The sequence below is a fragment of the Desulfobulbaceae bacterium DB1 genome, assembly GCA_001914235.1.
In the GTDB taxonomy this organism is placed as follows: domain Bacteria; phylum Desulfobacterota; class Desulfobulbia; order Desulfobulbales; family SURF-16; genus DB1.
Genome location: MQUF01000002.1, coordinates 36,809 through 62,009 on the forward strand (window position 1 = coordinate 36,809; position 25,201 = coordinate 62,009).

The 25,201-nt window shown below is 51.7% G+C and carries 23 protein-coding genes; 16 read left to right on the forward strand and 7 right to left on the reverse strand.

From position 1 onward, the window contains the following. Window positions 1-32 precede the first annotated feature (32 nt). From BM485_00905 to BM485_00915, 3 genes are all read right to left on the reverse strand, one after another. A complete protein-coding gene (locus BM485_00905) occupies window positions 33-515 on the reverse strand; it encodes a hypothetical protein (GenBank protein ID OKY76669.1) in 483 nt (160 codons plus the stop codon). Between the two features lie 14 nt (window positions 516-529). Continuing rightward, on the reverse strand, window positions 530-1,564 hold the full coding sequence (locus BM485_00910; GenBank protein ID OKY76670.1) for a hypothetical protein: 1,035 nt from the start codon (window positions 1,562-1,564) through the stop codon (window positions 530-532). Between the two features lie 180 nt (window positions 1,565-1,744). Then, window positions 1,745-3,490, reverse strand: a complete 1,746-nt coding sequence (locus BM485_00915; protein ID OKY76671.1) for a YgiQ family radical SAM protein — start codon at window positions 3,488-3,490, stop codon at window positions 1,745-1,747. A 281-nt stretch (window positions 3,491-3,771) separates the two neighbouring features. On the opposite strand from BM485_00915, the gene BM485_00920 reads away from it, so the two are divergent. The 4 genes from BM485_00920 to BM485_00935 all read left to right on the forward strand — a co-directional run bounded on the left by BM485_00920 (window position 3,772) and on the right by BM485_00935 (window position 7,706). Next, window positions 3,772-4,023, forward strand: coding sequence for a hypothetical protein (locus tag BM485_00920; GenBank protein ID OKY76672.1), 252 nt, complete (start codon window positions 3,772-3,774; stop codon window positions 4,021-4,023). 4 nt (window positions 4,024-4,027) lie between these two features. Then, on the forward strand, window positions 4,028-4,834 hold the full coding sequence (locus BM485_00925) for a hypothetical protein (GenBank protein ID OKY76673.1): 807 nt from the start codon (window positions 4,028-4,030) through the stop codon (window positions 4,832-4,834). Then, on the forward strand, window positions 4,831-6,150 hold the full coding sequence (locus BM485_00930; protein ID OKY76674.1) for an AAA family ATPase: 1,320 nt from the start codon (window positions 4,831-4,833) through the stop codon (window positions 6,148-6,150). Before BM485_00925 ends, BM485_00930 begins: the two co-directional genes overlap by 4 nt. Window positions 6,151-6,368: 218 nt before the next feature. Continuing rightward, on the forward strand, window positions 6,369-7,706 hold the full coding sequence (locus BM485_00935) for a hypothetical protein (protein ID OKY76675.1): 1,338 nt from the start codon (window positions 6,369-6,371) through the stop codon (window positions 7,704-7,706). Window positions 7,707-7,804: 98 nt separating this feature from the next. Here BM485_00935 and BM485_00940 read toward each other — a convergent pair whose 3' ends face one another. Continuing rightward, complete coding sequence (locus BM485_00940) at window positions 7,805-8,734, reverse strand: manganese-dependent inorganic pyrophosphatase (GenBank protein ID OKY76676.1); 930 nt, start codon at window positions 8,732-8,734, stop codon at window positions 7,805-7,807. Between the two features lie 633 nt (window positions 8,735-9,367). On the opposite strand from BM485_00940, the gene BM485_00945 reads away from it, so the two are divergent. After that, window positions 9,368-10,027 carry an HAD family hydrolase gene (locus BM485_00945; protein OKY76677.1) on the forward strand — a complete coding sequence of 220 codons (660 nt, stop codon included), beginning with the start codon at window positions 9,368-9,370 and terminating at the stop codon, window positions 10,025-10,027. Here the strand turns inward: BM485_00945 and BM485_00950 are convergent. Continuing rightward, window positions 10,024-10,464 carry a hypothetical protein gene (locus tag BM485_00950; GenBank protein ID OKY76678.1) on the reverse strand — a complete coding sequence of 147 codons (441 nt, stop codon included), beginning with the start codon at window positions 10,462-10,464 and terminating at the stop codon, window positions 10,024-10,026. The two genes, BM485_00945 and BM485_00950, sit on opposite strands and share 4 nt — an antisense overlap. A gap of 379 nt (window positions 10,465-10,843) precedes the next feature. On the opposite strand from BM485_00950, the gene BM485_00955 reads away from it, so the two are divergent. From BM485_00955 to BM485_00990, 8 genes are all read left to right on the forward strand, one after another. After that, complete coding sequence (locus BM485_00955) at window positions 10,844-11,659, forward strand: hypothetical protein (protein OKY76679.1); 816 nt, start codon at window positions 10,844-10,846, stop codon at window positions 11,657-11,659. A gap of 176 nt (window positions 11,660-11,835) precedes the next feature. Continuing rightward, window positions 11,836-12,210, forward strand: coding sequence for a 30S ribosomal protein S6 (locus BM485_00960; GenBank protein ID OKY76680.1), 375 nt, complete (start codon window positions 11,836-11,838; stop codon window positions 12,208-12,210). Between the two features lie 20 nt (window positions 12,211-12,230). Then, window positions 12,231-12,464, forward strand: a complete 234-nt coding sequence (locus BM485_00965; GenBank protein OKY76681.1) for a 30S ribosomal protein S18 — start codon at window positions 12,231-12,233, stop codon at window positions 12,462-12,464. A 100-nt stretch (window positions 12,465-12,564) separates the two neighbouring features. After that, window positions 12,565-13,416 (forward strand): hypothetical protein, encoded by an 852-nt coding sequence (locus tag BM485_00970; GenBank protein ID OKY76682.1) that lies wholly within the window; start codon window positions 12,565-12,567, stop codon window positions 13,414-13,416. A gap of 45 nt (window positions 13,417-13,461) precedes the next feature. Beyond that, complete coding sequence (locus tag BM485_00975) at window positions 13,462-13,917, forward strand: 50S ribosomal protein L9 (GenBank protein ID OKY76683.1); 456 nt, start codon at window positions 13,462-13,464, stop codon at window positions 13,915-13,917. Between the two features lie 141 nt (window positions 13,918-14,058). Beyond that, a complete protein-coding gene (locus tag BM485_00980) occupies window positions 14,059-15,420 on the forward strand; it encodes a replicative DNA helicase (protein OKY76684.1) in 1,362 nt (453 codons plus the stop codon). A gap of 30 nt (window positions 15,421-15,450) precedes the next feature. After that, on the forward strand, window positions 15,451-17,937 hold the full coding sequence (locus BM485_00985; protein OKY76685.1) for a leucine--tRNA ligase: 2,487 nt from the start codon (window positions 15,451-15,453) through the stop codon (window positions 17,935-17,937). A 38-nt stretch (window positions 17,938-17,975) separates the two neighbouring features. Continuing rightward, window positions 17,976-18,572, forward strand: a complete 597-nt coding sequence (locus tag BM485_00990; GenBank protein ID OKY76686.1) for a hypothetical protein — start codon at window positions 17,976-17,978, stop codon at window positions 18,570-18,572. A gap of 82 nt (window positions 18,573-18,654) precedes the next feature. Here BM485_00990 and BM485_00995 read toward each other — a convergent pair whose 3' ends face one another. Then, window positions 18,655-20,595 carry a transketolase gene (locus BM485_00995; protein OKY76687.1) on the reverse strand — a complete coding sequence of 647 codons (1,941 nt, stop codon included), beginning with the start codon at window positions 20,593-20,595 and terminating at the stop codon, window positions 18,655-18,657. A 152-nt stretch (window positions 20,596-20,747) separates the two neighbouring features. On the opposite strand from BM485_00995, the gene BM485_01000 reads away from it, so the two are divergent. Further along, the gene (locus BM485_01000; GenBank protein ID OKY76688.1) at window positions 20,748-21,746 is read left to right on the forward strand and encodes a tRNA dihydrouridine synthase DusB; all 999 of its coding nucleotides are present in this window, start codon (window positions 20,748-20,750) and stop codon (window positions 21,744-21,746) included. On the opposite strand, the gene BM485_01005 is transcribed toward BM485_01000, so the two are convergent. After that, window positions 21,693-21,893: a hypothetical protein gene (locus BM485_01005; protein OKY76689.1), complete on the reverse strand. Its 201-nt coding sequence runs from the start codon at window positions 21,891-21,893 to the stop codon at window positions 21,693-21,695. The two genes, BM485_01000 and BM485_01005, sit on opposite strands and share 54 nt — an antisense overlap. A 154-nt stretch (window positions 21,894-22,047) precedes the next feature. Here BM485_01005 and BM485_01010 point away from each other — a divergent pair, with 154 nt between their 5' ends. Beyond that, on the forward strand, window positions 22,048-23,436 hold the full coding sequence (locus BM485_01010) for a Fis family transcriptional regulator (GenBank protein OKY76690.1): 1,389 nt from the start codon (window positions 22,048-22,050) through the stop codon (window positions 23,434-23,436). A 100-nt stretch (window positions 23,437-23,536) separates the two neighbouring features. Beyond that, a complete protein-coding gene (locus tag BM485_01015; protein OKY76691.1) occupies window positions 23,537-25,201 on the forward strand; it encodes a hypothetical protein in 1,665 nt (554 codons plus the stop codon).

The window sequence follows — 25,201 nt, forward strand, 5'->3', positions numbered from 1 at the left end:
TTGCGCCGTTGAAGAGTGACCAAATCAACCAATCACCTTTCTTCATTCCGCTGCCGCATCATGTTGCGCACAACTCCCGCGGGCAGATAGTGGCTTCCCTGGACAAAAATAAGGCTTTCCTGAAAAGACTTCCGCTCCAAGGCCAGCTCGTCTACAACTGCATCAAGGGAGGTTTTCAGCTCGCCGTTTTCCCGGGTCAGTTCTTTGACCTGAATTTCCTTGTCCTCAAGTTTTGCCTCAAGGCCTGGAATAATTTTCACCTTTTCATCGGATTCCTGTCGCAGTTTCTTTTCAAGCTGCAATTCATCCCAATAACGTTTTCCCTCATCCCGCACGCTTTCCATTTTAGCTTTCAGATCGCGGATCTGATTATTGAGTGAAGTCACCTGCTCTTCAAAACCGTTTTTGGTCTGCTCACTTTCCTGCTTTTCCTTGTTCCGCAGAAAATAAGCCGCACCTCCACTGCCGACAGCAACGCCTAATACAAGAAATAAAAACCAAATAAAAAAATCCATAATTCACTCTATATTCAGTTGAGGAAACCGACCTGTTCCCACAACTCAGGAGGCACTTCCGTTGCCATTTTTAAAGCACCCGCACTACCGATATAATCAGAGTCATGAACGCAGGTAACCCGAACTTCGCCGTATGCCTTGAGCTGCCGTGCTATAAATTCGTCAAGGCCTTTGATTTTCGATCCCCCGCCGGCAAGATAGATATTCAGCAGGGTTTCCTGCTGATCCTCAGGATCAAAACCTCTGACAATGCCCTCGAGATGTTCGATGATATCCGGCACAATACTCTCGCAGACCATCCGCACCTCATCGGTGATATCGATCTCCACCGGTTTGCCGCCGACCCGCATGGTCACCACAACGGGTTTTTCCGCCTCACCGACAAAGCCGTATTCTTCCTTGATGCGACGAAGAAAATTCCGGGTAACCTGCACCTCCGGATAATGCTGCTGGATGGCCGATTCGAATCTTTCATCAATGTAATCGCCTGCTTTCAGCAACGTCACCTGATCATCCGGCGAGGGGATTGTTCCCTTCATGCCGCAGATATCAACAGTGCCCGCCCCAATATCAATGATAATGGAATTGCTCAATTTATCGAGATAATAGGCAACCATAAACGGTTCGGACACAACAACAGCCCGGCTCAGGAGATCACGGGCAAGACGCAGCAGCAGTTCCTTGTTGATGACCGAGGCACGGGCAGGCACGCCGATTACCCCGCAGACATCTTCTCCGCTTCCCTGTTTCGCCTGTTCAACCACATGTTTCAACAATTCATAGGCAGCATTATAATCGTTTTTACTTGCCTCGCGGATAACACCGTCTTCGAGCGGCTGATACAGGGTAAGAGCGGAATGAAACTTTAACGCCTCATCGCCGAAAACCTGATTTTTCCCGACCAGCTTGAGGCTGATGACATCCTTGGGATAGCCGACAACGGAGCGGATGATCTGCTTGAAACCATTGTTCGTCATGACAGCGGTTCGCGACGTACCCAGGTCGATACCAACCAGAAGACTATTTGAATTGCGGCTTGAAGGTTCCAAACATTGTCCTCAAGTAAAAAGGGGAATAAAATTCTTTTGCCGGTACGTATGATGTACCGTGTGAAAAGATTTTAAACAATTGCTGAAAATAAATTTTAATACAATGGCAGCCAAAATGATGTCAAGACAAATAAAGGATATATGAGCATAAAACATAATGCGGACAAGCCCTTGCTTTCACTATTTTCTCCGGGAATCCTTTGCGGATTTCATATTATTTTCAAGAACTTTCCGTTGCTGCATCCTTTCTCCGGCGCCGGAGGCGACATGTATCGGCTGCAAGGTGTCACGGTCGAGTCCGCTGACATACATGGCGGTTGAGATGGTTCCCGGGGTTGGCGTAAAATCCTGGAACTGGCGGACCGACAGTCCAAGTTTTGTGATTTCCTTCATCAGCGTCGTCATGTCCGCAACGGTACAGCCCGGATGGGAGGATATAAAATAGGGAGTCAGCATCACCTTTTTGCCCGATTCCCGCCCCACCTGACTGCACAGTGCGACAAATGCCGGCAGCACATCGCTTTTCTGTTTATGCATCAGCCGCAATACATGGGGCACGGTATGTTCAGGGGCTATTTTCATGGCCCCCGGCGTGTGATCAATCAACAATTTTTTCAACAAACGGGGAGTCTGCAGAAGCAATTCCATGCGCAGGCCGGAGGAAACAAAAACATTCTTTACCCCTTCCATCGCGCTCACCTTGTCCAGCAGGTGAAACAAAGGGGTCTCGTCCACGACCAGATGGCGGCATCCTCCATCGAAAAGACAATCATGCCGCTTGCAGTCCTTGATCCGGCAGCCAAGCCCGTACAGATTGGCGGTCGGTCCGCCGAGATCGCTTATGGTGCCGCGAAAATCATCCATCCGGACAACCCGTTTGACCTCTGCCAAGACGGATTCCCGGCTGCGGGAAGTGACAACCGGCCCCTGGTGCCTGGCAATCGCGCAGAAGGAACAGTTACCGAAACACCCCCTGACAATGGTTATGGAATGGCAAATCATCCGGTAGGCGGGAACGTCGCCGGCAGCGGGATGGGGCTTGCGGGCAAATCCAAGATTGTACAACGCATCCATTTCTTCGACTGCAAGGGGGGCGGCAGGAGGGTATTGCACCACCCACATGGCCTGTTGCTTTTGCGCCAGCACGGTGCCGGACAATGAGCGGGCACGTTTGTCGATCTCAAGCTCCGCCGTGAGAAACATCCGGCGATCCTGCAGAATTTCCGCAAAGGAGGGCAATATCAGGCGAGCATCCGGAGGGTACAGGGAAAATTCCGCCTCGGTCAAGCGCCGACATGTGCCGGCGATACCGTCAAGGCCCTTTCCATGGTCAAGCCTTTCCGCCGCCGCAAGCACCGCCCGTTCCCCCATGCCGTAAATCAGCAGATCCGCTTTGGCGTCAGTCAAAATCGATGCCCGCAGCTTGGCCTGCTGGTAATCATAATGGACAAAACGGCGCAGTGATGCCTCAATCCCCCCCAGAACAATCGGCACCTCAGGGAAGGCACTGCGCGCAAGATTCGCATAACGGATGGTGGCCCGGTCGGGCCGGCGCCTTTCGTTTTTACTGCGCGCGGCGCCGAAATAAGGATTTCCGCCCGGCGAATACTGATCCACATCGCGCACCTTGCCGTTGCCGGAATAATTGGCGACAATGGAATCAAGATTGCCCGCGGTTATTCCCCAGAAAAGCCGGGGTGGTCCAAACTGCTTGAAATCGTCAACCCGGTCATGGCGGGGTTGGGCCAACACGGCAACCCTGTACCCTTCGGACTCAAGCAGTCTGCCGATCAAGGCAACGCCAAAAGCAGGATGGTCCACATAGGCATCGCCCGTTACCAGCACCACGTCCACCCGGTCCCAACCACGCAAACGCATTTCCCGCCCGGATGCCGGCAAAAACTCTTTTCCGGATTTGCCGTTCATAGCCCCTCACCGTTTCCGACACGAAATGTGTTTGCCGACCCGCGCCATATCAGCTTTTTCTTGCGGGACTTGCGGACACAAAAGAAAGGATCCGGAATTGTTTTTGCGGTGATTATTTTATCCATCGTCGTCAACCTGAAAGGAAAAGGAAGCCTTGATCCCGCATGCGCATGGAGATCTGCCCTTGCAATTTACCCTTTCTATATTTACATTCACAGGGTAAGTTCTTTTTTTTTACTTCCAAAAGCATTTTTTTGCCGTGACCCCTTCCCAGAAAAAACATGGAACATAGACCTGCAATTGACTACCCCTGCCTCTGGCTCTACAAGGTTATCGGCTGCGGTGAAGAAGAGCTGCTCGCCGCAATCAGTGAGATCCTGGGGGAAACACCTTACACCCTCAGCCACTCAAATACCAGTCGTAGCGGAAAATATCTTTCCTTGAACCTGGAGGTGATGGTTTCCTCCGAAGAGGCACGAAACTCTTTTTTCGCGACCCTCCGGGAACATTCCGCCGTTAAAATGGTACTGTAACAATATGAATCCGCTCGATATCATCCAAAGGACCCCGAAAACAAACTGCGGGGAATGCGGCTATGCCGCCTGCCTTGCCTTTGCGGCCAATGTGGCGCGCAGCGGCGAAGATCCACGCAAATGCCCTTATATCAACCTGGATGGCCTTGACCTGAATAATCGGCAAGGGACCTCCCTCGACAAGCTGGGGGAAAAGCATGATCTTGACCTGATCCGCCGATTGCGGGAAAAAATAGCTGATGTCGATTTCGCCCGTAGAGCGTCGACTCTCGGCATTGCCCCCCCTGATCCGGCAAGTGGCGTCCTTTCCTTTACCTATCTGGGCCGTCATGTGCTGCTCGGCAAAAACACTCTCTTGATCGACGACCGGGAACCGGAAGACCCCAGAGACCAGATCCTGCTTTATAATTATATCCATTTCGGCGGCAAAACACCTGCCTCCGGCAACTGGATCGGGCTTGAGAGCCTGCCCAATTCCATTTCCAAGGTGAAAACACTGGCCACCTACTGCGAGGAACGGCTGGCGCAAATTTTTACCGGGATGCAGCGAGATGCTCTCATTGCCCTGTGTCAGCAAATCGGCGGAAAACCTGTTTCCGGGAGTTCGGCCGACGTTGCGCTGACCATCCCGGTTCTGCCCCGTCTGCCCCAGCAGCTTCTTTTCTGGGACGAAGACCCGCAAGACGGTTTTCCCGCCAAGGTAAAAATCCTCTATGATGCCAACGTGCTCGATTACCTTGATCTCGAATCACTGGTTTTTTCCTCCGAACGGATGGCGGACAGACTTCTTCTTTTCTCCGCCGCTCCATGACAACGGCGACAACAGACAATCGACCACTGGCTGAGCGAATACGTCCCCAACAGCTCAGCGAATTTGCCGGCCAGGAGCACCTGTTGGGCGAAGGCAAAATGCTGTGGCGCCTTCTTGAGGAAAGCAGGCTGCCGTCGCTCATTCTCTGGGGGCCGCCGGGAACCGGCAAAACGACCCTGGCGCGGATTCTCGCCCGCTCCACCGAATCCGCTTTTATCTTTTTTTCCGCGGTTCTCGCCGGGGTCAAGGAAATCCGTCAGATAATCGAAGAGGCCCGGCAAAACCAGCTTGCCGGCATGTCAACCATCCTTTTTGTCGATGAAATCCACCGTTTCAACAAGGCGCAGCAGGACGCCTTTTTACCCCATGTGGAAAGCGGGCTGATTATTTTAATCGGCGCGACCACGGAAAATCCTTCCTTCCAGATCGTCGCCCCCCTTCTCTCCCGTTGCCGTGTTCTCACCCTCACGCCGCTGACCCCCGCGGATCTGCGGATTATATTCCAGCGCGCCCTGCTGGATGAAAAAAACGGCCTCGGCGGACGGAACCTTGTCTTCGACGAACAGGCAATCGACTATCTCATCGCCATGGCGGACGGCGATGCCCGCCGCCTTTTAAACAGCATGGAAATTGCCCTTTCCCTGGCAACGGAACAAGACAACGGCACCCGTCATGTCACTCGGGAAGCGGTCAAAGATGCCCTGCAACGCACCAGCCTGCGTTATGATGCGGACGGAGAAGAACATTACAACCTGATTTCCGCCCTGCATAAAAGCCTGCGGGACAGCGATCCTGACGGCTCCCTCTACTGGCTCGCCCGGATGCTGAAATCAGGCGAGGATCCCCTTTATATCGCCCGGCGACTCATTCGTTTCGCCTCCGAGGATGTGGGTAATGCCGACCCCCAGGCCCTGGCCGTGACCCTCAACGCCAGGGAGTCCTACCACATGCTTGGCTCCCCGGAGGGCGAACTTGCCCTGGCCCAGGCGGTCATCTATCTTTCCACCGCGCCAAAAAGCAATGCAACATACCTTGCCTACAATCTGGTCATGAAGGATATCGAACGGACCGGCAGTTTGCCGGTGCCGCTGCATATTCGCAACGCCCCGACCCGACTCATGAAAGAGCTTGGCTACGGCAAGGGATATCAATACGCCCATGACTCACCTCTGGCCCTGGTTGACCAGGATCATCTGCCCGAGGAACTCTGCGGCGCCCGCTATTATGAACCGACCAACCGAGGCCATGAGGCAACCATCAAGGACCGCTTGACCAAATGGCGGCTCATCCTTTCACAAAAAAAACCTCAAAAATAAAGGTAGCAATCATGCATCTGCTTCACATCCTCATCGTGTCACTTGTCTTCTTGTTCCTGCCCGGCGTGCTTTCTGCGGCAAACACGGAAAAGCTGACTGTTTTCTACACCAACGATGTGCATGGCGAAACCGAACCCTGCGGCTGAAAATCAAAACAGCTGGGCGGTCTGCCCAAACGGCAAACTCTTCTGCAACAGCAGGACGTCGGCAAAGACACCATGCTCCTTGTTGATGCCGGCTCCCTGCTCTTCACCGATGCAACTCTTCCCCCGGGACGTTCCGGAGAGCAGGCAAAAATCAATGCCCGGGGCATGGTGGAAGCGTATAACCGTATCAGTTATGATGCGGTCGGCGTCTCCCATCTGGATCTGGCCGCCGGACTTGATTTTCTGCAGGAACTCCGAAAAAATTCATCTTTTTCCTGGTTGAGCGCAAACCTTGTCGATGCCGAAAACAATTCCCCCTTTCCCTCTTTTGTTGTTTTAAAAAAGGCAGGACTGCGCATCGGCATCATCGGCTTGACAGCCGGCTCCGCCACAGCTTCGGCAACGGCAGCCGGTCCGGCCGGATTTAAAACCTTACCGTGGAGCCATGTGCTGCCCGGCATTTTAGAAAAGCTGCGTCCCCAAACCGATCTCGTCATTCTTCTTTCCAATGAAACGCCGCAGGAAAACAAAAAAATAAGCAGTCAATACAACGACATTCACCTCATCATCCAGTCAGACAAGCACGCCCGCAATATCCCGCCGGTACTGAACGGCAATACCCTGATCTGCCAGACCGAAAAACAAGGCAAATATCTCGGCAAGCTGGAAATAAACTGGAATGCGTCAAAAAAATGGGAAGACAAGTCTTTTGATGAAGCCGTTTTAAAAAGACAGGAGCTTGACCGCTTGTCCTGGCAGCTCTCGCGAATCGAAAAACAAGGCGATCCGGAACAGTTGTACAAAAACAAACCGGAAGCCCTGAATGCCTACCGCACGTTATCCGAACGGATGATGAACCTGGAAAAGGAAATCCGCCTGGCTGAGGAAAAAAGAAAGGGAAATAATGATCCGGCAACGTATGAAAACCGTTTCCTTGAAATTGCAACAAGCCTGGCCGATGATCCTGAAATTGCCGAAATAACCATGGCAACCAAAAAGAAGATCAATGCCCTGGGCAGGATTGCCGGTGATCAACAGGGACTTCCCGGATATACCGGCAGCCAGGCATGCTTTCAATGTCATGGTGACATAGGTGCTTCATGGCAAAAAAGCCGGCATGGGCGGGCCTATCAGACCCTTGCCGACAAAGACCAGCAGTTCAACACGAGCTGCCTCCCCTGTCATGTTACGGGAATTTCCATGAAAGAAAAGACGTTGAGTCTGGCGCTGCCCGACACTCTCCGCAATGTGGGCTGCGAGTCCTGTCATGGACCGGGACTGCTGCACGGCACAGATCCCGCAAAATGGAAACTGACCGGTCATCCGCGCGAAAACATCTGCCTGCAGTGCCATATCGCTGAGCACGACGACTCATTTGATTATGAGAAAGACAGCAAACTGATCCATTAACAACACACGGTTGCAACCAACCACCCATAAAAAAAGTCCCGTTTCTCCTGGGAGGAACGGGACTTTTTTTATGAATACAGCTTAACAGCGTAAAGGAATCAGCAGCCGAAAGCTTTCTGCAGATTGGGGATGGTCTGTTTTTTGCGGCTCATCATGCCGTCGATCCACATGGAGCTGTTGGCCAGTTTGCCGTTGAAGGCCTTTTCAATGAGCGCGGGATCATCGGAGAGAACCACCAGATCGGTTCCTTCCTTGACAACGTCGGTCAGCATCAGCAGTACGGAGTGACGACCCTCGCCTTTGACCTTCTCCATTTCCTTCATCAGATCGCCACGAATGGCGGCAACCTGATCCAGGGTGGCAAGCTCAAGCTGGCCAACGCCGACTTTGTTGCCCTTCATGTCGAAATCTTTGTAGTCACGGAAAAGGAGATCCTTTGCCGGAATACCGTCAACAGCGGATTTAGCCTTCAGCATGTCCATGAAAAGGGCATCCTTGTCGGCAACACCGGCGACCTTGAGCAGATCGGCAACCGCGGCCTTATCGGCAGGGGTGCAGGTGGGTGACTTGAAATTCACGGTGTCGCTCAGGATGGCGGAAACCATAACGCCGGCGATGTCCTTGGGAATAGCGATCCCGCTGTTTTTGTACATTTCATTCAACACCGTGCAGGTGCAGCCGACGGGCTGGGCATTGAAGTAAATGGGGTTATTGGTGGTCAGATCACCGATTTTGTGATGATCAACAACAGCTACCACCTCGGCGGCTCCCAGATTGGCCGGGGCCTGAGCGAGATCGCTGTGGTCTACCAGGGCGATTTTTTTGCCGCTTGCGTCCATGAGCGTCTCAGGAGCTTTCAGACCGAACTTGGCGAGAACGGTTTTGCTTTCAGGGTTCAATTTTGCTGCATCGATCTGCATGCAGGCAACTGCATCCTGTCCTGTGGCTTTCAGGTAATGAGCATATGAAATTGCCGCTGCAACGGAATCGGTATCCGGATTTGAATGGCCAACAACACAAATTGACATGGTAACTCCTCCTTTCCTAAGTACAATTTTAATTTATCCTATACAACTTACCTGTGCTGGGGTAAACTGAATCCAGTTTCATTAAGAAGTCGCTTGCGGGGGAAATCAGCCTTGTTTCAAAGGGACGAGAACCATCTGCCGACTTCCTTTTAAAACGTGTGAAAGATAGTTCGGATACGATTCGGAGTCAAGAACAAAAAATTGAATCACCCCTCATTTCGCGTTTTTTATTTTGCTTGCACAACAACGTTTGTCGGTTTTTTTGTGAATGCAACTTCGACGGAACCGGCACATGGGGAACAGCCGCGAATCCCGCATCCTTTTCCGGTCTCCCATCAACGTTACCTTCAGACAACCTGATCCCGGCAGATTTTACTTTGATACCGGAATTTGGGTTCGAGAAAAGTGCCTAAAATGCCTAAAGTAATTGAAGTGGCGCCACTTTCTGATCAGACAGCACCTTTCACTTTAGGCACGTTAAGCACTTGAAGTATTTTAGCCACTAAAATCGGCAACAGGCCAAAATCCGAAGTGGTGACATAACTTATTGAAATCACGTTACGACATCACGAGTTCTGAACTTATGAGAGAAGGCAGCTCTTTTTTTCGAAGACTGGGGCTGAAAACAACGAAATGAGCAAAACCAAAGCGATAATTTTCGACCTTGACGGCACACTGCTTGACACGCTTTCCGATCTTGCCGATTCCATGAATCGAGTGCTCGTCCGTAATGGGTTCCCTGCCCATCCGGTTGACCATTACCGTTATTTTGTCGGAGACGGGGTCGAGATACTGGTCAGCAGGGTATTGCCGCGGCAGTCGCGGGATAATGAGTTGATAAGGAAGCTGGTTGCGGAAATGATGGAGGAATACGGCAGACACTGGCAGGACAAAACAAAGCCGTATGACGGCATAGAGAACATGCTGACATCCGTGGCGGAACGCGGTCTCCACCTCAATATTCTCTCCAACAAGCCGGATGCCATGACCAGGCTTGTTGTCGCAACATTTTTTCCCGGCCACCGCTTTGAGCATGTTGCCGGGGCCAAAGAGAATTTTCCCAAAAAACCGGATCCCGCCGCCGCACTGGCCATAGCGAACAAGTTAGGTGTATCGGGACAAGAAATTCTTTATCTCGGCGATACGGCAACGGACATGAAAACGGCTGTCAACGCCGGCATGCACGCCTTAGGCGCGCTGTGGGGTTTCCGAACCGCGGAAGAGCTGATAGGCAATGGAGCAAGGGAGCTGCTTGCCGAACCAAGTGAAATCCTGCGTCACATCCGGGATTAGACAGACAACCGTTCCGCTTCTTTCTGCTTTCTGATATCACATGCCTTTTTAAAGGCCTTGTCCTTGCCGTGCCGCCTGATGGAAACAGAGGTTTTCCCCTGTTTTCCGTCGGCATTGACCCAGCTCACCTCATAGCGGTTCAGCTTGTCATTTAAACGAACTCCGACGACGCCGGTTGTTGTATTGCTGACTGTCACTATATGCTTATTGGTGCGCAGCTTGCCGAGCCTTGTTTCTACTTCGTCACGCCAGGCAATGGCGGCAAGAAGGCTGGAATAACGTCCGCCGCATTTCCCATCGGAAAAGAACTTCGAATGGGTTTTGCCGAAGTAGCGGACCCGTACATACCAGCCGTGGGTTCTTTTCGTTTCCTGGTCAATTCGTGCGATATCCTTATGTTTTTCCTGAAGTATTTTCTTTTCTTTTTTACCTTCCATAACATTCCCTCCTTCCATATGATTGAAACATACCACGCGCGACACAATCGTTTCACAAAGGGTCGAACAGCTACGTATATATACCCACAAGACCCATTTGGCAACAATTCATTTCATTAACATAATATTGAAGCAGACACTTTCTGTACAGTATTAATTTGATAGACTTGCAAAAATTCAGGATTACGATAGGATGCAACGCACACAGACAAGAAGAAGGCTGGCCGACTTCAAGGCATGAGACGCAAGATGGTCCGCCGTTGCGGCGAGATCATCGAAGAAATCAGCGACCTTTTATGAGTCCATCTTGTTTACAATTTTATCAAACACTTTACTCTTACCTAAATCACAAAAAAAAGTGAAGGAAAATTGACACAATATGAAAAAAAACAGCCAAGCGGCCGACAAATTTGCCGAACTGCTCGATTTAATCGACCGTCTGCGCGCACCAGGCGGTTGTCCCTGGGACCGGAAGCAGACGGTCCAGTCCTTCAAGCCCTATCTCATCGAAGAAACCCACGAACTTTCCGAGGCGCTCGACGGGGACGACCCCATGCAGGTGCGGGAAGAACTGGGCGATATGTTCTTCCAGATCGGCTTCATCAACCATTTGTTTGAAGAACAGGAGCACTTCACCATCAGCGAAGTGCTCCAATCCATCATCGACAAAATGATACGTCGACACCCCCATGTTTTTGCCGGCCGAACCTTTGATTCCTATGAAGATATGAGAAGGAACTGGGGCAAGGTAAAGGAAAAGGAAAAACATGACAAAAAGAGCCTGGAAAACGAACTGGACCTCCCCAAATCCCTGCCGGCCCTGATTCGGGCGCAACGGGTCACCGCGCGAGTCAGTCGCAGGGGGTTCGACTGGCCGGACATGGCCGGCATTACCGCCAAATTCGACGAGGAACAACAGGGACTGCTCAACGCCATCGCCGCAGCAGACAAAAACCGCATCAAACAGGAACTGGGCGGTCTCCTTCTCCTCCTGACGCACATTGCCGGCAAATTTGACCTGGCAGCCGAGGAATGCCTTCATGGCGCGACAAATAAATTTGTGCGGCGCTTCAAATCCATGGAGGAAATTATCAACAATGATACCCGAATTTTGGAATCCCTTGATCCTGAGTCCCTGCTTTCCTATTGGCACAAAGCAAAAGAGCGCGACGACGAACCCGGCAAGGAGCAATAACCTCCTTTCCCACCGTGACGTACCAAGCCTTTTTCAATTGACATCGCTCCGCAAATCATGTTAATTGTTTCGTCTTATTTTTGCCGGTTTCACAGGGAAACCGGCGGTCAACAAGTCTTTCCTTGCTCTCTGACAGAGGCAACGGAAGAGGGCCAAAAGTCCACAAGGAGGACCGAATGCGTAGATATGAGACCATATCTATCATCCACCCCGGCGTCGGGGAGGATGTACTTAACTCGATCAGCCAGAAAACGGCTGAAATCATCGAAAAAGAAGCGGGCACTATTATCACCGTTGATAATTGGGGCCTGAAGAAACTCGCTTATCCGATCAACAAGGAACAGCAGGGCTACTATATTTACACCGAGTATGCCGCGGTCCCCTCAGCGGTGGCGGAAATGGAACGTATCTTCAAGATCGACGACAACGTTTTGAAATTCATGACGATCAAGCTCCAGGAAGTGTATGATCCCAACAAGGCCGTAAAATCATCCTTGACCGCCCGTGCCCATGACGATGCGGATGAAGCTGAATCAGACGAAGACGAATAAACAACACAAAAGAGGCAATCATGAGAAAGAAAAAAATATTCCATCGGCGTAAAGTCTGCCGCTTTTGTGCGGATAAAGAACTTGTCATAGATTATAAGGATGTCAAAACCCTGCGCAACTTCCTTACGGAAAGGGGCAAAATAATTCCCCGCCGCATATACGGGAACTGCGCCAAACATCAGCGCGAACTGACGGAAGCGATAAAGCGGGCGCGTCAGATTGCCCTGTTGCCGTATACCGGCTCCCATATCTAAATATGGTATGGCAGGAACAGACTTCCCCAAAGAGCTGTTAAGGGTATTCCTTGTAACGGCGCTGTTGTTTCTTCCTGCCATGTCAGAGGAGTTGGGCTGGATGAGGACCTTTATTCCCCTTCCAGTCTTTTACATCCTTGTCATTTGCGGAGAAAAAGACGGTATAGCGTTGCTGTCAAAGGCATTAGTCGCTGCGGGCATCGGTTGCATTGTCATCAGCGCCTTGCCCGGTTTTATCATATCATTGTCTTTTCTCCCCCTGGCCTTTGTGCTGGCCAGGTCGGTGCGGCAGGAACATTCGGTTCTTCGTGCCGGCATGACGGGAAGCATAGCCCTTGCGTTTGTCTGGTTTATCGGGGCGTTTCTGTACGGGATGATTGAACACGTGCATCCTTACAGGCAGATTCTTGATACAATTGATATTTCCTTAACCGAAACATTCAAATCGTATCAGCAGAGTTCGGAGATTTCGGCCGACACCCTGACGCAGATTGAATCCGCCTTCAGCAGAATCCGAACCGTTATTCCGGTAATTTTTCCGGCAATCATTATTATCACCATACTTTGTACGGTATGGATCAATATGATGCTGGGCGACATGCTGATAAAAAAGAAAAATATGCACCTGAGTCATTGGCCGCCGTATGGTCAATGGAAACTCCCGGATCAGCTGGTCTGGGTCGTTATTCTCTCCGGCATCGGCCTTATGCTGCCGATGCCGGCGTTAAATAAAATCTGTTTGAACGGAGTGCTGATTTCCGGTATTCTTTATTTTTTCCAGGGGCTGGCCGTCCTGTCAAACCTGTTTAACAGGTGGGCGGTTCCCTGGGCATTCAGATTTTTTGTTTACGCGCTTATACTGATTCAGGCTTACGGTATCATATTTCTCGCTATCGCCGGTCTGATCGATGTGTGGTTTGATTTACGTAAATCAAGGAATGAAACAACCTGATTTTTCCAGGCACGTAACGTTCCATCTTAAATAAAAGGTAGAAAAATGGAATTAATACTCAAAAAAACGATTGATACCTTGGGCCAGGAAGGTGATATTGTAAAGGTTAAGCCCGGTTATGGGCGCAATTATCTCGTTCCCCACGGCATGGCCGTACTGGCCAACAAAGCAAACCTTGCCATTCTTGAGCAGGAAATGAGCGTCATCAAGGCCCGCAAGGAAAAAGAACGCCAGGCAGCGGAAGAGCTTTCCAAGAAAATCGGCGGTGCCACCGTTGTCATCGAGCAGCGTGTCGGCGAGGAAAACAAGCTTTACGGATCCGTTACCTCTGCGGATATTGCCCAGAAGCTTGCCGAGGTCGGCATTGTCATCGATAAACGTAAAATCGTTCTCGATGAACCGATCAAAACCCTTGGCGTGACCATGGTCCCCTGCAAGACCGGCTACCAGATGACCACTGAAATCAAGGTTGAGATTGTTCCCCTGTCCATCGCGGAATAATTTTTTACTGACCGAAAAAGCCCGGAAGCATGATTCGGGCTTTTTCGGAGCCTTGTCGCGCCGCTGAAAAGTTACTCACCTCTGCATTTCGCAATTCTTTCATCCGGAGTTTTTTGTCAACAGCGTTGAATACTATTTAAGATGATACCACAGCAATCTCTTTCAGCAAGCCACCGGATTCCGCCTCACAACAGAGAGGCGGAGCAATGTGTCTTGGGAGCTGTCTTGCAGCAGCAAGGGATTCTGGCAAAAATCATTGACTTTCTCCGTCCGGACGATTTCTATTTTCAAGGCAACAAGCTTATTTTCAAGGCAATGCTGGCTCTTTTTGAAAAAAACGAGCCGCAGGACCTCATTACCGTCACAAATTACCTGAAAACATCCAACAGTCTCGCCGAAAGCGGCGGTCCCGCCTATCTGGCTTCCCTGACCGACCTTGTCCCCCTGGCATCCAATGTCGTTTATTATTCCAAGATAGTCCGTGAGAAATCGATTTTACGACAGCTCATCGCAACGACAACGGACATTGCCGGTCGCTGTTACGAAGAACAGGATGACATTGAAAAGCTGCTGGACGAAGTGGAGCAGACGGTTTTTGAAATCGCCCGGGACAAGGGCAGCTCAACCTTTGAGCCCTTAAACAAAATTATTACCCAGGCATTTGAAAGGGTGACGACCCTTGCCGAACGGAAAGAAATGATAACCGGCGTCCCCACCGGTTATGACCAGTTCGACAAAATGACCGCCGGACTGCAGCCTTCCGACCTGATCATCCTTGCCGGCAGGCCAAGCATGGGGAAAACAGCCCTGGCCATGAATATCGTCCAGAATACCGCTTTGCATCACGGCACCGGGGTTGGCGTCTTCAGCCTGGAAATGTCCAAGGCGCAGCTCGGCCTCCGACTCCTCTGTTCACTGAGCAAGGTCGACTCCAACGACCTGCGTACCGGTTTCATCAGGGATAATGACTGGCCGAAACTGACCCGCGCCGCCGGTGAACTTTCCGGCGCAAATATTTTCATCGACGATACCCCTGCCCTTTCCGTTCTGGAAATGAGGGCAAAGGCACGAAGACTGAAAGCCGAATATGACATCGGCCTGGTTGTCGTTGACTATCTGCAGCTCATGCGCGGCCGGGCGGACAGCCGTGAACAGGAAATCAGCGAAATTTCCCGTTCGCTGAAGGCCATGGCCAAAGAGTTAAGCATCCCGGTCATTGCCCTTTCCCAGCTTAATCGAAGTCTGGAAAGCAGACCGAACAAACGCCCCCAGCTTTCCGACCTGCGTGAATCAGGCGCCATTGAACAGGATGCCGACGTCATTTGCTTTATTTACCGTGATGAGGTTTACAACAAAGCGGAAGACAACCCGAAGCGAGGTATTGCCGAACTGATTATCGGCAAACAGCGAAACGGTCCGACCGGCACCGTGGAACTGGCGTTCCTCGGCAAATACACCAGCTTTGAGAACCTGGCACCTCACATGCCGGGACCGACTGCGTAAATTATCCACCAAAGAGCAAGTATAAAAATTATGAATACGAACATATATGATTTTGCCGCTATTGAAAAGAAATGGCAGATGAAATGGCTTTCCGAAAAATCCTTTAAAGTCTCCCATGATGCCGGGAAAAAGAAATATTATCTGCTGGAGATGTTTCCCTATCCTTCCGGCCGCATCCACATGGGCCATGTTCGCAATTACACCATCGGCGACGTGGTTGCCCGTTTCAAAAGAATGCAGGGTTACAATGTCCTGCATCCCATGGGCTGGGATGCATTTGGCCTGCCCGCCGAAAATGCGGCCATCAAACACGCCACCCATCCGGCCAAATGGACCTATGAAAACATCGAGTATATGAAAGGTCAGCTGCAGGGCATGGGACTCAGTTACGACTGGGACCGTGAACTGGCAACCTGTTCCCCGGATTATTATCGCTGGGAACAGCTCTTTTTCATCCGGCTTTACCGGAAAGGTCTTGTCTACCCCAGGGTAACCACGGTCAACTGGTGCGAAACCTGCCAGACGGTGCTTGCCAATGAACAGGTTATCGACGGCTGTTGCTGGCGCTGTGACGAAAGCGTCCTGCCGCGGGAAATGAACGGCTGGTTTTTTAAAATAACCGATTATGCCGAGGAGCTTCTCGCTGAATGCGACCATCTCAAAGGCTGGCCGGAAAAAGTTTTGACCATGCAGCGCAACTGGATCGGCAAAAGCATCGGGGCCGAAATTGATTTCACCATTGAGGGGATGGACAAAAAACTGACCATTTTCACCACCCGTCCCGACACAATTCATGGTGCGACCTTCATGTCCATTGCCCCTGACCACAAATTAATCCCGGAACTGGTCCAGGGAACAGGCATGGAAGATGCCGTCGCCGCTTTTGCCGTTAAAACCCGCATTGACAGACAGCGGCAGAACCCGGAGGATGAACTTGCCAAGGAAGGTGTCTTTACCGGTCGATACGCGCTAAATCCCTTCACCGGGGACAGGCTGCCCATTTATGCGGCCAATTTCGTCCTGGCCGAATACGGCACCGGCGCCGTCATGGCTGTTCCGGCCCATGACCAGCGTGACTTTGAATTCGCCCGTCAATATAAACTGCCGATCATGGTGGTTATTCAGCCCGAGGGTGAAGAACTTCACGCCGAGACCATGGAAGCCGCCCACGAAGGCCCGGGAAATCTCGTCAATTCAGCCGCATTCAACGGGCTCTCTTCGTCGGATGCCAAGGTAAAAATAACCGAAACCGCTCAAAACAGGGGGTTCGGCAAGCCCCGGACAACCTACCGATTGCGGGACTGGGGTATTTCCAGGCAGCGTTACTGGGGAGCGCCGATCCCCATGATTTACTGTGAGCGTTGCGGCGTGCAGCCGGTGCCGGAAAATGATCTTCCCGTCACCCTTCCCGCTGATGTCATTATCGAAAAATCGGGCAAATCCCCCCTGCATGACCTGGAAAGCTTTTACAAAACCACCTGTCCGGCATGCGGCGGACCCGGCAGGCGCGAAACCGACACCATGGATACCTTTGTCGAATCATCATGGTATTACGCCCGATATGCCTGCCCGGATTATGTTCAGGGACCGCTGCACAAGGAATCGGTTGATTACTGGCTGCCCGTTGACCAGTATATCGGCGGGGTCGAACACGCCATCCTGCATCTCCTTTATGCCCGCTTCTTCACCAAGGTCATGCGGGATCTCGGGTACCTTTCCATTGACGAACCCTTCACCAATCTGCTGACCCAGGGCATGGTCATCAAGGACGGCACCAAGATGTCCAAATCAAAGGGCAATGTTGTCGACCCCGACACCCTCATCAAAAAATACGGCGCCGACACCGTCAGGCTCTTCAGCCTGTTTGCCGCGCCGCCGGAAAAGGATCTGGAGTGGAGCGATCAGGGAGTTGAGGGAGCCTATCGTTTTTTAAACAGGGTACACCGCTTTGTCGCTGATAATCTTGACATGCTGCGCCGAACAACCGCCGAAATCCCGGAAAACATCGAGGGACCGAGCCGCGAACTGCACCGCAAGACCCACCAGACAATCAGCAAGGTGAGCAGCGACATCGACGGCAAATTTCATTTCAACACGGCAATCAGCGCGGTCATGGAACTGACCAATACCCTCTATGCCCTTACCGGAGAAAATTCCCGCCAATGGCCGGCAGACGCTGTCATCAAAGAGGCCGTGGAGGCAATTGTTGTTCTGCTCTCCCCAATGGTGCCCCATTTCTGCGAGGAGCTGTGGCAACGCACCGGCCACGACACGGTGCTTTCCACAACGCCCTGGCCGCTCTTTGACGAAAATGCAGCCAAGGAAGACGAAATTACTCTCGTGGTCCAGATTAACGGGAAGGTTCGCAGCAAGCTGCAAGTCGCCGCGGACTGTGATGAAGATCTTTTGAAGGAAAAAACCCTGGCGGATGATAAGGTGCTGAAGTTTATCGATAACAAAACAATTCGCAAGATCATTGTCGTCAGAAACAAACTGATTAATATCGTCGTTTCCTGAACGATTTCCGCGTACCTACAGGTTCAAAGGGTTACAACATGAGAGCAGCAATCAATTCGGTTCTCCTCCTGTCCGTCATTTTTCTTCTGTCTGCCTGCGGCTATACCCATCCCTATGTAAAAATGATGAGCGAGGGGCAAGGAAACACGGGAAACGGTATTTCCATTTATGTGGATATGTGGGACAACCAGACCAGTGAATTGGGGTATCAAGCGGAAATCAAGCAGGCCCTGTTTCGCTGGATGAAAAAATCTTCCTTTATCACCATGGCGCAAAGCAAGGAACAGGCTGACTACATCCTTGACGGCAGGGTTGATTCGGTCCGTTATCCGGGGCTTTCCTACGGCGAATGGGACAGGGCGGTTGAACTGAGAGCGGAAGTACTTTTCAGTTTCAAAATGATTGACCGAAAAACAGGAAAAGTCTTCCTGCAGGCCGATGAACGCAAGTGGCAAGAATCTTTCAGGGCAAACAAGAATGCGGCGACAACCGAAAGGAACAAACGGGAGTCATTGCAGGAAATCGCCGAACATATCGCGGAAAACATGTACGTCCAGCTTTCTTACAGATTTTCCCACAAAGACGAGCCCGGCATGAAAATGGATTTTCCAGCAAAAACAGAGACCAGTGACTGATGCTCTCAAAAAAAAAGCGCCGACTCAAGAACATTGAGCCGGCGCTTTTTTTTGCTCTTTTATTGTGAAAAAATGCTTTTTCCTACAACAGCTGCTTAAAGGATCTGACAATCCCTGCCGCGTCAAGCCCCTGTTCGGCATAAAGATCGGCAGGTTTCCCGGAAGAACCGTAATGGGTGACACCCAGCCTCTTTAATCCGCAGACCAGCCCTTCATCAGCCAGAAGCGTGCCGATCATGGCGCCGAGACCGGTATCGACATGATGGTCTTCCACAGTGAGGACAGGCCCGTTTTTAGCGGCTTCCAGCACGCTTTGCCGGTCAAGGGGAACAATGGAAGCCATCAGCAGTACGGACACCGATATCCCTTCATCCCGCAATTTCCGCCAGGCATCCATGACATAATTACTCAAGGCGCCATAGGAAATAATGGTGCCTTTATCGCCCCGGCGCACCCAGTCGCCACGGCCCGGAGTAAAAACATAATCAGCTCCGAAGAACGGGGTGCCGGCCTCATTTGTGATCATATTCATCTTCGAGCGGCCCATGCCGACAAAACAATTGCCGGGACTGACGGCTGCATGACGGACGATATGGTCCGTCTGGTTGGGATCAGCGGGAAGAAAAACGTTAAACCCGAAATAATTGCGCATCAGGCCGATATAATCGATACCCTGGTGGGTGGGGCCGTCCTCTCCGACGTCAAGACCGAGATGGGTGGCCACCACCTTGACATTGGTGTGGTTGATATCATTAAGCCGGTTCTGGTTATAGACCTCGGAAACGGCAAAGACGCCAAAGGTGCTGAAAAAGGTTGCCATCTCCTCCCGGCTGATGGCTCCTGCCATGGTGGCGGCGTGATGCTCCTGAATACCGGCTTCGAGAAAGGCCTCGGGCATATGTTTGTGAAAATCCCCCATTTTTACCGACCCTTCCAGGTCGCAGGAGATGCCGACGATTTTCGGGGCTTTCCCCGGCACATTGTTTAACCTGGCGAGCTCATACAGCGCGGTGCCGTAAGCTGAACGGCAATCCGTTCTGGTTCCTGCATCGTAAACCACGGCTTTGCCGGCTTCAATCCGCGGATAGCAAACCGTGTCGGCCAGGCGCGTTGCGGCAGAAACGGGTTGTTGTCGCAGTTCCGCCCATTTGGCGGAATCATTCACCACCCCCAGTTCGGCGCATGCCGCATCGAGCTGCTCCTGCTTCAGAGGGGAGCCATGATATTTGGCCAGGTTCTCCATAAAGGAAACTCCCTTGCCCATGGTGGTTTTAGCAATAATGACGGTGGGTCGCTCTTTTGCACCGTTGCCGTTATAGATCCCGGCAAGCTTCGCAAAAACCTTCCGGCAATCATGACCGTCGTCAAGATTGTCGACATTCCAGCCGCAGGAGGCAAACAGGCCGGGAATATCACTCGGCATGACCTCTTCCGTGCTGCCGCAGATCTGCAGGTGATTCCGGTCGACTATGCCGATCAGATTATCAAGTTTATACTTATGGGCAAATCGCATTGCCTCGGCGGCCTGCCCTTTCTGCAGATCACCATCACCCATGAAGACAAAAACCTTGCTGCCGGATCCCTTAAGCTTCATGGCCATGGCCATGCCCACGGCGGTTGACAATCCCTGGCCGAGATTGCCGGTATCCCATTCAACGCCGGGGACGATCTTTTCCACATGACCGGGAAAACCGGACCCAGCACGCCTGAAACCGGCGAGAAATTCTTCCTCGCTGAAATAACCGTACTCGGAGAGAACACTATAGACACCCGGGGAAATATGGCCTATGCTCATCACGACCCTGTCTCTGCCGTCCCAACGCGGTTCCCGCGGCTTATGATTCATCATGCCGTAAGTGACGAGCAGCAGATCCAGCGACGAAAGCGATCCGCCGGGATGGCCCGAAGCAGCCAGACTGGTTGACAGCAGAATGCGCCGGGCGCATCGTTTTCTCATCTCCGCAAGCTCTTGCAGCTCTTTCGTGGACAATTGATCGTTATTCGGGTTTAATTTCAATGTCATGACATCTCCAGTTGGACTGTTGACTGGTTTATTGGTTGCCGGCGGTCAAAAGGTTCGTTACAGTGCAGGTTCCTGCGCGACCGTCACGTGTTACAATTTTACAAAGACAGCCATATTACTATGTTCTCGACCAACTCTCCAGCAGAAAATCCATGAAATTTCGCCCATTGCAAATCGGCAACATAACTCTTGAAAATCCCTTTATTCTTGCGCCCCTGGCCGGTTACACCGATCTGCCCTTTCGCCTGCTTTGCCGGGAATATGGGGCCGGACTCGTCTTTTCGGAGATGATCAGCTGCCACGGCCTGACATACGAACAGCAGAAAACATGGGAGATGCTGCAAACCGCGGCCGACGAAAGGCCGGTGGTCATGCAGCTGTTCGGCGCGGAAACCGATGTCATGGCCCGGGCAACGGCCATGATCGCGAAACTCCCCATTGACTGCATTGATATCAATATGGGGTGTCCGGTCCGCAAGGTCGTGAAAAAAGGAGCCGGATGCGCCCTGATGAAAACACCGGAACTGGCCGGCGAGATCATCCGGGCCGTGGTCGGCAATACCGACAAGCCGGTCACGGTGAAATTCCGTTCAGGCTGGACCCATCAATCCATCACGGCACCGGATTTTGCCCGAATGGCCGAAGAAGCGGGAGCGGCGGCGGTCACCATCCATGCCAGAACATGGAGCGACGGTTTTTCCGGCAGCGTGGACTGGAAAATCATTGAACGCGTCAAAAACAGCGTTGGCATTCCGGTGATCGGCAACGGGGATATCCATTCCCATGCCGAGGGAATTGCCATGATGGAAGCAACCGGTTGCGACGGCGTGATGATCGGCCGGGCCGCCCTCGGGCGCCCGTGGATCTTCAGTCCGGAAGAGATGCCCTCCTCGCCCGGTGTCCGCCTGCTGGCAGTCAAGCGCCACCTGGAACTCATCGCCCTCTTTACCAAACCGGCACACGCCCTGGGAAAGATACGAAATTACGCCGGCAAATATTTCAAGGGAATGCGGCACGGAACCACTATCCGCAACACGATTTACGCAATGAAAACCTTTGCCGAGCTCGATCGCTATATCACGTCGCTGCTGGACCGGTCACTTGCGGAAGATCGACAGGATCAGGGAGACAACAACACTGATGACAATTGAGGTGGCCAGGGGAAAATAAAAACTGAAGCCTCCCCGGCGCACGACAATATCACCCGGCAGTCGTCCGACGGGAAATTTGCTCAGCCAGGGCCACAACAGCCCGACTATGATCAGTATTGCGCCGATAAGAATAAGATTTTTCGCCATGGCGGAAGGATGCGCAACTTCTCGTGCTTGTAAGAGTCAATAAAAACTGCTACGATTTGGGTTGATGTCGGCCCGGACGGAAAGCTGCTTCTTGACATCGTCCGAAAAGAGTCCCCGGAGGCCGACAAAATTTTTTAAAAAATACCATTAATAGATCATGTCCACAATACTTGTTGTTGATGACGAACTCAGCATGCGCGAGTTCCTGAAAATCCTTCTGGAAAAAGAAGGGCATCAAGCGGTAACCGCCCAGGACGGTGAAAAAGCCCTGAAAATCATTGATACTCAGGAATTCGACCTTGTCATTTCCGATATCAGGATGCCGGGGATGGGGGGCCTTGAACTGCTTGAGCATGTGAAAAAAAAGCACAGTGATCTTCCTTTTGTCATGATAACCGCCTTCGCCTCGCCCGAGGACGCGGTGCAGGCCATGAAACACGGGGCCTACGACTATATCACCAAACCGTTCAAGCTCGATGAAATCAAATCCATCATCCATTCATCCATAGCAGGTTCGCCAAATATCGCGGCCGGCAAAAAGGATACGCCTTCTTCCTTTCCCAATATTATCGGGGAAAGCGCGGAAATGAAAAAAATCTTCGACCAGATTGATCGAATCGCCCCCACCCATGCCAATGTGCTCATTGTCGGCGAATCGGGCACGGGCAAAGAGCTGGTGGCCCAAGCCATCCATCAAAAAAGCAAGGCGGCAGACAACAACTTCGTGCCGATCACCTGCAATGCCATCCCGGAATCACTTTTTGAAAGTGAACTGTTCGGTCATGTCAAGGGGTCTTTTACCGGCGCCAATGCCAACAAGATAGGTCTTTTTGAGCTGGCCAACAACGGCAGCGCCTTTCTCGACGAAATCGGCGAACTGACCCCCCTTGTGCAAACCAAGCTGCTGCGCGTGCTTCAGGAAAGGGAATTCAAACGGGTGGGCGACACCAAAACAATCAAGGTCAATGTCCGCATCATTTCGGCGACAAATCGCGACCTGGAGCAGGAAATCCTGGAAAAACGGTTCAGGGAGGATCTCTTTTACCGTCTGGCGGTTGTCCCTCTCCGCATGCCTCCCCTGCGGGAAAGAAAAGGCGATGTCCCTCTGCTGGTGGACTATTTCCTGAAAAAATACTCAAAAACATTTGAGAAAGATGTCCAGCAGCTTTCCTCCTATGCCATGGAGGTGCTGATGAACTATGATTTCCCGGGCAATGTCAGGGAACTTGAAAACATTATCGAACGGGGAGTCGCTCTTTCCACATCAAACATCATCCTGCCGGAAAGCCTGACATTATCTTCCCAGCGCCGGATTGAACCTCTCTCCGCACCTGTCCCTGAAAACGGAGATACGCTTTTTGCCCTGGCCGGCGAAGAAGAGCTTTATGACCTCGGCCTTGAACAGGTAACGAGCAAATTCGAAAAAAAAATGATCGAACTCGCCCTGAAAAAAGCGGGCAACTCGAAAATGAAGGCCGCGGATCTCCTGAAAATCAGTTTTCGTTCCATGCGCTACAAGGTGAAAAAATATGATATCCAGTAAACCACGGCTCCATTATTTCTCCCGAAACAGAAAAAGAACCATGCTTCACCAGGTCGACGCGGCCTGATCCCCGCCACCGGACAAAGCACAAGCCACTCTCATGATATTGAAAAAATTACGTTCTTTTTCCAGCACCGCAACCGAGGCTGATTATCATCTGAAAAATCAACTGCACTGGGTTCTTTTTCTCCGGGTTGTCATTCTGAGCATACTCCTCGGCCTCACCGTGCTGCTCCAGAACAAGGAACATGACATCGTTCTGCCGCCGATTATCCATATCATCTGGTTTTTGGTCGGAACGTACCTTTTTACCATCATCTCCGCCCTGCTCCTCAAGTTCATTTCCTGCTATCGCCGTTTTGCCTATTTCCAGATCACCATTGACTGTGGTCTGACCAGTTGTCTTGTTTTTTTTACGGGCGGCAGCGAATCCATCTTCACCGTTATCTATTTTCTCCCCATCATCAGCAGCGCCATGATCCTTTTCCGCCGTGGGGCTCTGCTGCTGGCGGCGTTGTCAACCTGCAGTTACGGCGCAATCATCGCCTTGGAATATCTCGGCCACACAGATCCCCTTCTGCGCAGCGGATCTTCCCCTGTCACCAGTATCAGGCTGGCCATGCACTTTTTTTCCATCCGCGGCATCAGTTTTTTTCTGGTGGCAATCCTGAGTTCCATGCTTTCCGAACGGCTTTACCGAGCCGAAGCCCAACTTTCAAAGGCATCTCGCGATCTCGACAGACTTGCCTTGCTGTACAAACAGATCTTTGACGATATCGCCACCGGCATCATCACCGTTGATTCAAATGGACGCATTTCCTCCTTTAACCGTTCCGCCGGTATCATAACAGGTTATGGGGCCATGGATGTTCTCAGTAGAAGTTTTGATCGCATATTTCCGGAACTGACAACCGAAAAAACCGACACTCTTCGCCCCATGACCTATCTGAAAAAAAAGGGGGGAGACAAAATTCCGGTGGGATACTCCTGGACACGGCTCAATATGCCCGGTGACTGCACCAATTGCCGGGTCTATACCATGCAGGATCTCAGCGTGATAAAAAAGATGGAAGAACAGGTGCGCCAGTCAGAAAAAATGGCGGCCATCGGCGAGATGGCGGCGGGCATCGCCCATGAATTCCGGAACCCTCTGGCCGCCATTTCAGGAGCGGCCCAAGTGCTTGAAAACGATTTTGAACCGGGGACTCCATCCAAGAGCCTGATGAATATTATCGTCCGGGAATGCGATCGCCTTGAAGGAACGATCAGTGAATTTCTCCAATTCTCCAAACCAGCCACGCCGGAAAAAAGCTGGATTTCCCTGCGCGGCATTGTCGAGGAAGCCCGCGACCTGCTGCAACAGAAAAAAGATTGGGGCGAACGATTTCATGTGCAAACGAAAATCCCTGAAAATCTTGACTGCTGGGGAGATGCCCGGCAGATAAAACAGATTTTCCTCAATCTGATGGAAAACGCGCGCAATGCCATGGAACAAACCGGTGGCATCATGACGGTGTCAGCCGAAGAAATAAGCGAGGATGAACAGGAAAAAACCCTCCTCCACATTACGGATACCGGTCCGGGGATAGCTCAGAAACATAGAGAACGAATCTTTGAACCTTTTTTCACCACCCGGGAAAACGGCACCGGACTTGGCCTGGCAATCGTCAAGCAACTGGTTGAAAGCCATGGGGGGGAGATCCGGCTTGAAGAAAACCGGGAACAAAAAGGAACCACATTCAGCTTCACCCTCCCACTTCCCTGA

Bases quoted from the DNA above. Each gene is read 5' to 3' on its own strand.
- BM485_00905 (OKY76669.1), bottom strand. From the start codon at position 515: ATGGATTTTTTTATTTGGTTTTTATTTCTTGTATTAGGCGTTGCTGTC.
- BM485_00940 (OKY76676.1), bottom strand. From the start codon at position 8,734: ATGTCAATTTGTGTTGTTGGCCATTCAAATCCGGATACCGATTCCGTT.
- BM485_00950 (OKY76678.1), bottom strand. From the start codon at position 10,464: ATGGAAGGTAAAAAAGAAAAGAAAATACTTCAGGAAAAACATAAGGAT.
- BM485_00975 (OKY76683.1), top strand. From the start codon at position 13,462: ATGGAATTAATACTCAAAAAAACGATTGATACCTTGGGCCAGGAAGGT.
- BM485_01000 (OKY76688.1), top strand. From the start codon at position 20,748: ATGAAATTTCGCCCATTGCAAATCGGCAACATAACTCTTGAAAATCCC.
- BM485_01015 (OKY76691.1), top strand. From the start codon at position 23,537: ATGATATTGAAAAAATTACGTTCTTTTTCCAGCACCGCAACCGAGGCT.
- BM485_00930 (OKY76674.1), top strand. From the start codon at position 4,831: ATGACAACGGCGACAACAGACAATCGACCACTGGCTGAGCGAATACGT.
- BM485_00915 (OKY76671.1), bottom strand. From the start codon at position 3,490: ATGAACGGCAAATCCGGAAAAGAGTTTTTGCCGGCATCCGGGCGGGAA.
- BM485_00955 (OKY76679.1), top strand. From the start codon at position 10,844: ATGAAAAAAAACAGCCAAGCGGCCGACAAATTTGCCGAACTGCTCGAT.
- BM485_00990 (OKY76686.1), top strand. From the start codon at position 17,976: ATGAGAGCAGCAATCAATTCGGTTCTCCTCCTGTCCGTCATTTTTCTT.
- BM485_00945 (OKY76677.1), top strand. From the start codon at position 9,368: ATGAGCAAAACCAAAGCGATAATTTTCGACCTTGACGGCACACTGCTT.
- BM485_00970 (OKY76682.1), top strand. From the start codon at position 12,565: ATGAGGACCTTTATTCCCCTTCCAGTCTTTTACATCCTTGTCATTTGC.
- BM485_00995 (OKY76687.1), bottom strand. From the start codon at position 20,595: ATGACATTGAAATTAAACCCGAATAACGATCAATTGTCCACGAAAGAG.
- BM485_00980 (OKY76684.1), top strand. From the start codon at position 14,059: ATGATACCACAGCAATCTCTTTCAGCAAGCCACCGGATTCCGCCTCAC.
- BM485_00920 (OKY76672.1), top strand. From the start codon at position 3,772: ATGGAACATAGACCTGCAATTGACTACCCCTGCCTCTGGCTCTACAAG.
- BM485_00960 (OKY76680.1), top strand. From the start codon at position 11,836: ATGCGTAGATATGAGACCATATCTATCATCCACCCCGGCGTCGGGGAG.
- BM485_00925 (OKY76673.1), top strand. From the start codon at position 4,028: ATGAATCCGCTCGATATCATCCAAAGGACCCCGAAAACAAACTGCGGG.
- BM485_00965 (OKY76681.1), top strand. From the start codon at position 12,231: ATGAGAAAGAAAAAAATATTCCATCGGCGTAAAGTCTGCCGCTTTTGT.
- BM485_00985 (OKY76685.1), top strand. From the start codon at position 15,451: ATGAATACGAACATATATGATTTTGCCGCTATTGAAAAGAAATGGCAG.
- BM485_00935 (OKY76675.1), top strand. From the start codon at position 6,369: ATGCTCCTTGTTGATGCCGGCTCCCTGCTCTTCACCGATGCAACTCTT.
- BM485_01005 (OKY76689.1), bottom strand. From the start codon at position 21,893: ATGGCGAAAAATCTTATTCTTATCGGCGCAATACTGATCATAGTCGGG.